Below are 9505 nucleotides of genomic sequence, written 5' to 3' on the forward strand. Positions count from 1 at the left end.
ACTGACGAATTGATATGCAATCGCCCTGTCTTTGAAACTGTCAAGAGTGCGAGGGAGAAATTTCAACGGTATACTTCAAGCTGTTGTAAGGAGAAAATTTCTATGCAAGATAATCGTATTGATGCAGCCCTTTCAGAGACAGATCGTGCTGCGGTTTTAGCGGCTATAGAGACCATTAAAACAAAACTTCCCTTTCTGATTGATCTAACTCCCAAAGAGCGCCAGGAACTTCCCAAAATGGGCGATAAAACCCAGGCATTTGTCTTTGGAGTGGCAACTCTAGTCTCAAATGATGGCTCTTTCTTGCCGCGCAACTTCGATGAGGCGGCGTTTGCAAAAGATGTCGCGCTGGTCAAAGCCCTTCAGGGCATCCGGCAAGAGCTTCTACGCCTCGCGGAGCTGGTGGACGACACGGCGGTTGCGGTGGGAAGCGAGGCGTATGTGGCAGCGCTGGTGGCCTACCGAGCGGCGCAGGAGAACGGACGCGGTGAAGGGCTCGACGAGCTGCTCGATGAACTCGGACGACGTTTTGCCAAAGTCAGCAAGCCAAGTCCTAAGCCGTAAACTTGCACTTCAGGACCCCAAGGCTGGTGCTTCGGACTCTGACCACTTGAGGTTCGGAGCACCAGAGCTGAGGTTTTTCATGTTACAGCCCTCGTAAAGAGCGCAAGCTTCGGGTTCCCAAGTGCAAGTGTGAGGCTCAAAGTGCCACGGACTCGGGGTTCAGCACCCCAGCCCCCGAGTTTCGAACTCCAGCTTTGGGGTTATGAAGTGCTCTCACTGAACTGTCAGGCTTACTTTGGCACGGAAGGTCTTGCCGCCGATCTCACAGAGCGACTCCACCGGGTAGCTCCCCGCCGGGACGCCAGCGGGGACGACAACTTTGAAGCTGACACTGCGCCGCTCGTTGGGATACGACAGGGAGAACGCACGCTTTGCATCGCCCTCCATGCTCCAGCCCGTCGGGAGAGTGAGTTGTACCAGGCCCATCATCTTGCCCTCACGCCGCCCGGTGATGGTCGCTACCACGAGGCGCTGGCGAGCCGAACCCTGGGGCGCTGCTGCCAGCACGGGCTTGGCATCGGGGTCGAGGACGAAGGAAAACGGCTCCAGGCGGTCAATACTGAGCAAGGCAGCCACGGTACCTGCCCCCTCTTCCCGCTCCGCTCCGCCCCGTAGTACCAGACTCGCAGGCTCAGGGCCTTCAGGGACGACCATGCGGAAGTCTCGTTTGACACGCTCACCAGGGTTGAGAATCAGGATCGGGTCTTTGGGGTTGCTGATCACCGTGCCATCGGGAAAGAAGATCTGCTTGAGAAAGAGCGGCTTGGGGCCTGAGTTGGCCAGCTCCAGCGAGCCACGCACCAGCCCGCCCACCACGTACTCCCGGTTTCGGATATTCAGGCGCACCGACAGCGGCCCTGCGATAGCCTCACTCTCCTCCGCGAGCTGGAGACGCAAGAGGGGCTGATCGGGAGTCGGCTCGGCCAGAGCAACATTGCCCACGAGCACACGTAGTCCAAACTCTGTCCCCGGCTTGCGACCTGACCCCAGCAAGGCAATCGGAAGCGCAACCAGAGTGTGTGTCTCTTTCTCTGTCTTGAGCACACGCCCTTCGAGAGCTCCGGCGGGAAACTCTAGCTCAGCCCAGACCGGCTGCTCTTTGTTCTGGAGCGTGTCGAAGCGGCGCACAAAAGGCTGCATCCCCTGCGCTGTGGGAATCACACGGACACTGAAGTTCTCCGCGCCCTTGAACCAGCCATCGCCGCTGGCATCCAGATCAAAGCGCACTTCCTGACCAGCCGGCGCCGCGACCGCCAGATAGAGAAAGCGCTCGTCCCAGTCGAAAAAGACCCGGCTCTCTCCCAGAGAGTAGAGCAAATCCCAGCCTTGCAGGCTATCGAGAGACACGGTTCGTTTGAGGCACTTGCGCTCGTAGGAGACACCATTTTCATTGGTGAGTGGCGCAATCTGCCGCCCCTCGTTGCTGATCTGGGCGTGTGCCGGTGCCATGAGTAGCAGGCTACTCCAGACGGCTAAACCGATCCGAGAGCTGTGTGTCCTGAAGGAAGTTTTGAGCATATCTGAGCTTTTGGAGCGCCTCCCCATTTTCTGGGTCCAGGCGCAGGGCTTTCTTGTACTGGAACAGTGCCGCCGCGTACTGCTGGTCCTGGTAGAGTGCATTGCCCAGAGCCATCGCCTCGACAACCCGTGCTCGCCGAATTTTCTCGCTCAGCTCTGGCCCTGCCGCGCCCTTCTGCCGTGCCTCCGTGAAGGCCAGCAGAGCACCCGTGGCATCGCCCTGTAGCAGCAGCATCTGCCCCCGCTGGAGGGCCTCTTCTGCTCCCACATAGCGGGCCTCAGCGAGCTGCGTTCGTGCCTCAGTCGCCAGAGGGTTGGCCTGGATCGCTTCCAGAAAAGCAGCCTCAGCAGCCTCCGTGTTCCCGCTGGTTAGAGCGGCCTTGGCTTCCAAAAGTTTCGTCTGATACCAGCGCTGTCGCAACGCAGTCCGTGCCTCGGCCAGACCGGGGTCATGGGTCAGGTCCTGCTGCGCGGCGATCAGATGCCCGTCCGCTCCCGAAAAGTCAGCGACGGCTTCTGCGGTCTGGGCAGCATGGAGAGAACGCTGGTGCAGCTCTTCCAGAACCGTGACCAGTAGCTCACAGGCACGCGTGTCCGAGGGAACCGCCTCTAGCCTTGCCCGCAGGACTTCTGCCGCCGCACTCACATTTCCCCGGTCATGGAACTGACGCGCCTCCGCCAGGCTTGCCTCTTCCGAGAGCGAGGCCATGCGCTCCCCGAAGGTCAGCTCATAGGTCACTAATGTCCCATCGCGCAGGCTCACGGCCACAAAACGCCCCGAGGGTGAGACCGAGATCCCAGTTGGGCGAGAGTCCTCGAAATCAACATCCCAGACCGGCAGGCCATCTTCCGAGAGAAAGACCAGCCGCCCACTGGAGTGATCCAGCGCCAAGAGCACTGCCAGGGTGTGTCCGGTCGCGTCCACGGCGAGCTCCACGGGTGTCCCCACCAGCTCGGTGAACCAGAGCAGAGTGCCATCGCCGCCCACCAGTCCAACTCCCCCCGCCTCGACCGTCGGGCCACCCGTCGCAAAAGCAGTGCGCTGTGGCCCCGCCGTTGTAATCGCCAAGAGCGGAACATCCTGTCGGTGGTTCCAGATCGTCTTGCGGGTGTGGTCAACCAGGATTAAATCGCCACTCTCCCCCGCAATGGCTAGGAACTTGGCCGTGCGATCTAAACAGACCCGGTTGATGGGAAAGGCAATGTCTTTGGTCCAGAGCAGCCGCCCGCCTAGCTCCCCCATCGCCACCGAGTGTCCAGCACCCAGCAGATCGGAGAATGCAACCCCAAAGCGCCCACTCTCCACCCCCAGCGATAGATCTGTGTAGGAAGCGCGGCGATCAGGCAGAAAGCGTGTCTTGCGCTCTTTCAGAAACAGATAGAGGTCGTCGTCGGTGCTCCCCACAAAGGCTGAGCCATCGGGAACGACTTCGGTTTTCCGTAGCGTCTCCACATTGTAGGTCTGAGTAATCCGACTGCGCCCCTGCTCCGAGAAGCGCACCAGATGAAACGTCCGAACCTCCAGCTCATCGGGAACCGAGACCAGAATCGTCCCATCATCTTGCATTGCATAGCGGGAGAGCGGGGCCAGTCCACGGGCTTTTCGGAGGAAGACGAGGTTGACGTTGGTAATGTCTGCCATGAAGCTAGATTATACCCTGCACAACGTCTCAGAAGGTATACTGATGCCTCACGCAATCGCACGACGAAGCAAGGATAAGTGAAATGAAACAACTCACACTCTGCCTCTATTTCATCGGAATCGTTCTCGTATGGCAGTCGGAAACCATTGCAGTAGCTCTAGCGACGGTTAAAACAGGCCCGTCAAGCTATATGTGGGATCACGAAAATGCTCGGAAGATCGCGGAGACATGCCGCTGGCTAGGGGCTATGTTCTTCGCTGCGGGGCTGATAGAGAGACTAATACTAACGCGAGAACAGCCAGTGCCTCCATCAGATCAGGATATGACTTCTTCCGTTGCAGATAAAACTCCCTTGTGAATCCGGCAACTCCAAAGAGATTCGTCGCTTTTGGATTCAGGATCGTCTCCAAAGCGTGCAGAGTATGCAACCGTCGCCGTGGAACCGCAGTCGCAAAAGAACTCTAGATCAAAGGCCCAGCGTCGCTTGCCATCTGCCTCAGGCTCTCCAAGGGTTTCGTTGACGATTCGCGACGGCACAGTCTTGCCCTCGGGATCGGAGACAATCACCGGAGCAATGTGGCGCGTCCGGTAGTCGGCATGGAGCACCGCAATTCCATAGAAAGGCTCGTTGGACGGGTTGGTCACAACGAGCCAGCGGATCCCGCCCGTTGGAGGGGCGAGACTGGCCTCCCCCTGGCTCGTCCCTCGCCATCCCCCTCCGGCTTCGCGAAGGGGGAACGAACTAGGTATGGCCGGAACGGCCTTTGCAGCCGAAGGCTCTCCAGTCCCCTCGTTCCAATCGAGGGGACTATCGCCGTTCTGATCGGCGGTGTTAGAGCGCCGGGATTTCATCGGCACGTAGGAGGCGGAAGCGACTCTCGCGCTTGGTGTGCCGGTCCAGGATCGCGGCCTCGACACTCATCCCATCCTCAAATGCCGTCTTGAGAATCTCCTCGGGTGTCGGAGGAAGCGTTATCTCTTCCCCATCCTCATCGAGCTTCTCCGGCAGAGGCGCAAGCTGGGTGCGGGCGATTCCCCACGCTCTCAGCGCTGCTTTTACGGTGTCTTCCAGGTTGCCGAGATGGGCATCTTTGAGCGACTCCTCGGCCTGCTCGGAGGCATAGGTAGTTCCTGCAACCACAGCATAGCGCTTGGTATTACGGAACTCACCATCGTAGCCGAGGGTGAAGTAGAGATCGTCCGCGGGCGTGGCATTTAGCTCTGCAAAGAGCCCCCGGAAGGTCAGTGGGATCGTGTTGTTGTCGTTGTAGACACGCTTGACGGCAGGTGAGAGACCAAATCCGACGAGGCGCTGCACACTCACATCGTCCTCGGAGCGCTGGAAGCCCTCGCGATGTGCGGCATCAATGGCGGCCAGACGGATGCTCTCGATATCGCTCTGCTTGCCCATCGCCCCCAGCATCAGCTTGTCGTAGATTTCGTAGACCTTGCGCTGAGAGTGCTTGAGGCTCAGGAGCAGCATACCACCGTCGTAGCTGAGCCCCACGACGGGCGAGCCGTCGCGCAGCCGATCCTCGACATACTCGTTGCGCTGCTGGAGCGCGTTGTTGAAATCGTAGAAGTTATAGGACATAGCTTATCCCTGAACCATCGCGGGTTCGGCAGCGAGCGTGGTCTTGACGATGGAGCGCAGGACGTCTTCCTCAATATCGGCAATGCCGTCGGCAGTGATCGTCTTGGCGAGCGGCAGGTACTTAGCGGCTCCGCCCGTCGCCGCGTCTAAGTCCGCCGCGATCTCAAGAAGTGTCAGCACCTCACGGAGCGCCGTGTCGCGATCCATCTCCCGAAACGGGCCTTTGGTGCGTCCGATGTACTCAAATGCCCCCCGAATCTGGGTCGAGCCCGAGCCTGCCGCCGCGTACTCTGCGGTCTCAAAGCGTGCCCCGCCACCATCATAGAAGAAGACGCGGCCTTCGTTTTTCTTGGTGTCAAACGTCGTGAGGATCGGGATCACGAGGCCAATGCCCTGCATCGCGGCCATCATATTGCCCGCGATCAGCTTGCCCAGCTCGTTAAGCTTGCCGTCCAGGCTCATGGGCTGGAGCTGCGAGCGCTCGTAGTACTTGAAGGCCATACGCAAGTAGCGCACCAGCTCGATGGCCTTGGAGAAGCTCCCCGAGATCGAGATCAGCGTGTAGTCATCGAGCGAGAGGACTTTCTCGGCCTTGTCGTACATGATCGCCATGCCACCCGTGGCGCGCCGATCGCCCACGGTTAAGACACCGTCTTTGTACTTGACAGCGATCACGGTGGTGCCATGGATTGGCCCCTCCGCGAGGCCATTAAGCTGAAATCCGGTCAGCGCGGCAAAGTTGCCACTATGGGGTTGCAGTAGGTCAGTCATATTTTGTTTATTGTCCGGCACGTTGTTTGTAGTGGCGGGCCATATCAGGCGTCACACGGCGCATCCGCTCCATTACCTTGGGCGGCACCTTATGATCCACGTCACTCCGTGGGCTAGTCAGTGGCGCGGGAGGGGGAAGTGGCGGAAACGGCTCGTTACTCTCCGCTTCGTTGTCGGTAACGCTTGGCGGCATTGGGATCCACCCGTTTCATTCGATCGAGGATGCCACGCGAGTCGGGGCGCTTGACATCAGGAGCCTTGGGGCCATCGCCATCACCGTTGCGGCGGATCGGATCCACCGGTGTCACGGGACGGGTTAAGCGATCATCTGCACGAAACTCTTCCATCATTTTTAATTCCTTCTAATTCCTTCCCATTGAAACAGGAGCAGCGAGAGCCGCAATGAACTCGGCGGGTGTCTGGGTATTTTCTAGAGCGGCTGCTAAAGCGACGGGCTCTCGTTCTTGAATATCGGCCATGCGGATACTGGCGCTTTGCCCCTCGTGCTCTAGCGTAAAGCCTCCCCAGCTCATTTTGTGCACGGCTTCTGGAAACTTGCGCACCGCCATACCACGAACAATGGCCCGTGGTGACCCCATAGGCGGCGTGTCGAGCGCCTTGAGAATCTCTTCTTCCGTGACCACGCGGCGAATCTTCTCTTCTTGCTCCAGTGCGTAGTACAGCCCAGCGGCGGGATCCGTATTGTGGTACTCAAGATCCAAGCTCTGGAGATAGGGATCGCTCCAGGTCAGGTTCTCGGCATCCATAAAGCCCTCCAAAAGTGCTCGTTTCGCCGCCCAGTCGAGCGTGTCCGAGAGCGAGAGGGGGTCGGTTTCGAGCGTATTGAGCACCTGCTCCCATTCTATCAGAACGGTATCGGTGTCGGGGGAGAGCCCGGTGAGATGCTCCTTGGCGGCGGCCAGATAGGCGCGCTGAATGTCCACTGCCCCGACGGTTCCCCCGCCTTGGCGCTCGACACACCACTTGAGGCTCTGGTCTTGGCTGACACTCTGGATAGCAGCCACCGGATCGCGCAGCCCGACATTTTTGGGAGCAAGCCCCTGCTCGATCAGGCGCAGGACGAGGAGAGTGGTGCCCACTTTCAGCAGAGTCGCCACTTCCGCAAAGTTGGCATCGCCGCAGATAACATGCAGGCGGCGGAAGCGCAGCGCATCCGCATGGGGCTCGTCGCGCGTGTTGACAATCGGGCGATTGTAGAGCGTATCCACGGAGGCAAGTGTCGTGAAAAAATCGGAGCGCTGCGAGAGCTGGAACGGGACGAAGGCTGCACCGGTCTTCTCACAGCCCACTTTCCCCGCTCCGGCGTAGAGCTGACGGGTTGCGAAGAACGGGAGCAGCCCCTCTAGCACGCTATCGAAGGGGACTTCGCGGCGCATAAGATAGCTCTCGTGGGTGCCGTAGCTCGCGCCATGAAAGTCCGTGTTGTTCTTGTACATCGCCACCAGAGACTCGGCACCAAGCTGCTTCATCCGGCGCTCCGCGAGGCACTGCATCCAGCGCTCTCCTGCTCTATCGTGGGTGATGACTTCTCGCAGGCTCGTGCACTCGGGTGTGGCGTACTCGGGGTGGCCATGGTCGTTGTAGAGCCGTGCCCCGTTGGTGAGCACTCGGTCGGAGCGTACTTCAATGTCCGTGGAGTGGGGCCTTCCGGTCTGCTCGAACTGGGCATCGTTTGGATCTATGGAGAGATGGTCTACAGTAAAGCCGCGCATGTCCCGCCGAGGGTGCTCCTGCTTGTAGTCCCAGCGCCCCGCTACCGTGGGCGCGGGCACTAACTTTACCAGATAACCTGCCTCATCCACGAGATCCTGGGCACCTTTTCCCTCGACGTAGATCCCGTACTCTGTCTCAATCCCGATCATGTGTGCCTATTGTACCTTGCTCCTTTCCAGATGCCACTGACCGTTCAGGCAGGAAATGTGCGGTATGATGTGCGCGTGACACCACCGCAGAAAAAGCCGACCGCGGGTGCGCCATCTCGTCGTCGCCGCCGCAGACAAAACCCTGCCCTGCAGCGGCGCTGGGGCGACCTCTCGATTCTTCTGCTCTTCCTCACGCCTGTTTTACTCTTCCTGCAGTGTCGTCACTCCTCCAATGACACGGTAGCGACGCCAACTCCGTCCCCGACCGGCCCTCTGCGCAATGTCATTGTTGTCATTGATCCCGGCCACGGCGGCGCAGACTCCGGGGCGAATCGCATGGGAACCAGTGAGGCACAGCTCACCTACCGGATGGCGGCCACACTGGGTTCTGTGCTTCAGCAGGCAGGAGCGGAGATTCACCTGACTGTAAAAAGTAAGGCACTACAGTTCATTCCCAAGGAAGGTGCCCCGGAGCTGCCCCTGGTGCCCCCACGCGATGCCCGCTTCACCATAGACAACAAGTACGTGGGCGTTCGCCAGAGGGAGAGCCCCGAGGATCTCTACCGCCGCGCTCAGCTTGCCGATAAGCTCTGGCGAACCCAAGGCGCGCGAAAACAGGTCTTTTTCCTCTCACTCCACTACGATGCACTAAGCGAGAGCCGCTGGCACGGAGGACTCATCTGCTACGATGTTCGTCGGGGCCGTCCCCCACAGCTTGCCAATGCACTGGCCAATCGCTGGCGAACCTCGGGGCTAGCAGGTCAAAGACGCGGCGACACTCCCAAAGCACGCGATCTGGGCGTCCTGAACCCCGAGCATAACCCCGTCGAGCAAAGCGTCTTAATTGAGCTGGCAACCATGTCCAACGTCGGCGACTTAAACGCCGCCCGCAATGCCACCTGGCGCTGGAAAGTCGCCCGCCTTATCGCCGATGCAGTCGAAAGCTGTGTCAAAAACTAAACGCTATTCGTCGCGCCGGGGAATACTGACTCGCAGGAGATCATAGGCAAGACGTGTTTCGGGGAAGATCGCACGTGCCTCGGCAAGGAGTGTCTCCAGATTCACCGCAGCTTCCCCACTCTCGTAGCGTGCAGAGAAGTGTGTCAAGACCAGCGCCCGAGCCCCGGCGGCGTGTGCTGCCTCGGCCGCAATGGTTGCCGTGGCGTGAGCTGCCCGATGAGCGAGCTCCCGATCGTGCTCGGAGTAGGTGGCCTCATGGATCAGCAAGTCCGCTCCCTGTGCCAGTGTCACGAGTTCCGATGACGGCCCGGTGTCTCCTGAGAAGACAAGAATCCGACCCGGACGGGTCGGCCCCACAAGACTTGCGCCCTCAATCACGCGGCCATCGTCTAGTGTTACACGCTCTCCAGCCTTAAGTTTTCCGTAGAGTGGCCCCGGCGGAATTCCCAGTGCCCGCGCCGCCTCCACATCGAAGCGTCCGGCTTGTTCGGCCTCACAAACGGCGTAGGCATAGGCCTCAATACGATGGCGAACCGGAGCCGCTTTTACGAGGAACTCACCGTCCGTGCAGA

The 9505-nt window shown here is 59.7% G+C and carries 11 protein-coding genes; 2 read left to right on the plus strand and 9 right to left on the minus strand.

The window, feature by feature from the left end:
* Nucleotides 1-102: 102 nt before the first annotated feature.
* Nucleotides 103-564 (plus strand): hypothetical protein, encoded by a 462-nt coding sequence (locus RMO15_RS27720; RefSeq protein ID WP_309720571.1) that lies wholly within the window; start codon nucleotides 103-105, stop codon nucleotides 562-564.
* Between the two features lie 213 nt (nucleotides 565-777).
* Here the strand turns inward: RMO15_RS27720 and RMO15_RS27725 are convergent, their stop codons facing one another.
* From RMO15_RS27725 to RMO15_RS27760, 8 genes are all read right to left on the minus strand, one after another.
* Nucleotides 778-2013 (minus strand): NEW3 domain-containing protein, encoded by a 1236-nt coding sequence (locus tag RMO15_RS27725; RefSeq protein WP_309720574.1) that lies wholly within the window; start codon nucleotides 2011-2013, stop codon nucleotides 778-780.
* A gap of 10 nt (nucleotides 2014-2023) precedes the next feature.
* Nucleotides 2024-3724 carry a tetratricopeptide repeat protein gene (locus RMO15_RS27730; RefSeq protein WP_309720577.1) on the minus strand — a complete coding sequence of 567 codons (1701 nt, stop codon included), beginning with the start codon at nucleotides 3722-3724 and terminating at the stop codon, nucleotides 2024-2026.
* Between the two features lie 316 nt (nucleotides 3725-4040).
* Entirely contained in the window at nucleotides 4041-4370 is a 330-nt protein-coding gene (locus tag RMO15_RS27735) for a hypothetical protein (RefSeq protein WP_309720580.1), read from the minus strand.
* A gap of 187 nt (nucleotides 4371-4557) precedes the next feature.
* Nucleotides 4558-5319 carry a hypothetical protein gene (locus RMO15_RS27740; RefSeq protein ID WP_309720583.1) on the minus strand — a complete coding sequence of 254 codons (762 nt, stop codon included), beginning with the start codon at nucleotides 5317-5319 and terminating at the stop codon, nucleotides 4558-4560.
* A 3-nt stretch (nucleotides 5320-5322) separates the two neighbouring features.
* Nucleotides 5323-6090 (minus strand): hypothetical protein, encoded by a 768-nt coding sequence (locus RMO15_RS27745; RefSeq protein ID WP_309720585.1) that lies wholly within the window; start codon nucleotides 6088-6090, stop codon nucleotides 5323-5325.
* A gap of 7 nt (nucleotides 6091-6097) precedes the next feature.
* Entirely contained in the window at nucleotides 6098-6283 is a 186-nt protein-coding gene (locus RMO15_RS27750) for a UBact family ubiquitin protein (protein ID WP_309720600.1), read from the minus strand.
* Nucleotides 6246-6440, minus strand: coding sequence for a ubiquitin-like protein UBact (locus RMO15_RS27755; RefSeq protein WP_309720589.1), 195 nt, complete (start codon nucleotides 6438-6440; stop codon nucleotides 6246-6248). Before RMO15_RS27755 ends, RMO15_RS27750 begins: the two co-directional genes overlap by 38 nt.
* Before the next feature lie 12 nt (nucleotides 6441-6452).
* Complete coding sequence (locus tag RMO15_RS27760) at nucleotides 6453-7973, minus strand: proteasome accessory factor PafA2 family protein (RefSeq protein WP_309720591.1); 1521 nt, start codon at nucleotides 7971-7973, stop codon at nucleotides 6453-6455.
* A 75-nt stretch (nucleotides 7974-8048) separates the two neighbouring features.
* On the opposite strand from RMO15_RS27760, the gene RMO15_RS27765 reads away from it, so the two are divergent.
* Nucleotides 8049-8933 carry an N-acetylmuramoyl-L-alanine amidase gene (locus tag RMO15_RS27765; RefSeq protein ID WP_309720594.1) on the plus strand — a complete coding sequence of 295 codons (885 nt, stop codon included), beginning with the start codon at nucleotides 8049-8051 and terminating at the stop codon, nucleotides 8931-8933.
* Nucleotides 8934-8936: 3 nt separating this feature from the next.
* Here the strand turns inward: RMO15_RS27765 and RMO15_RS27770 are convergent.
* On the minus strand, nucleotides 8937-9505 hold a 569-nt coding region (locus RMO15_RS27770), incomplete at its 5' end, for an MBL fold metallo-hydrolase (protein ID WP_309720597.1).

This window comes from Armatimonas sp. (assembly GCF_031410135.1).
Taxonomy (GTDB): domain Bacteria; phylum Armatimonadota; class Armatimonadia; order Armatimonadales; family Armatimonadaceae; genus Armatimonas.

Excerpts from the sequence above, each read along its gene's own strand:
- RMO15_RS27720 (WP_309720571.1), top strand. The coding sequence starts at position 103 with ATGCAAGATAATCGTATTGATGCAGCCCTTTCAGAGACAGATCGTGCT.
- RMO15_RS27725 (WP_309720574.1), bottom strand. The coding sequence starts at position 2,013 with ATGGCACCGGCACACGCCCAGATCAGCAACGAGGGGCGGCAGATTGCG.
- RMO15_RS27730 (WP_309720577.1), bottom strand. The coding sequence starts at position 3,724 with ATGGCAGACATTACCAACGTCAACCTCGTCTTCCTCCGAAAAGCCCGT.
- RMO15_RS27740 (WP_309720583.1), bottom strand. The coding sequence starts at position 5,319 with ATGTCCTATAACTTCTACGATTTCAACAACGCGCTCCAGCAGCGCAAC.
- RMO15_RS27745 (WP_309720585.1), bottom strand. The coding sequence starts at position 6,090 with ATGACTGACCTACTGCAACCCCATAGTGGCAACTTTGCCGCGCTGACC.
- RMO15_RS27750 (WP_309720600.1), bottom strand. The coding sequence starts at position 6,283 with ATGCCGCCAAGCGTTACCGACAACGAAGCGGAGAGTAACGAGCCGTTT.
- RMO15_RS27755 (WP_309720589.1), bottom strand. The coding sequence starts at position 6,440 with ATGATGGAAGAGTTTCGTGCAGATGATCGCTTAACCCGTCCCGTGACA.
- RMO15_RS27760 (WP_309720591.1), bottom strand. The coding sequence starts at position 7,973 with ATGATCGGGATTGAGACAGAGTACGGGATCTACGTCGAGGGAAAAGGT.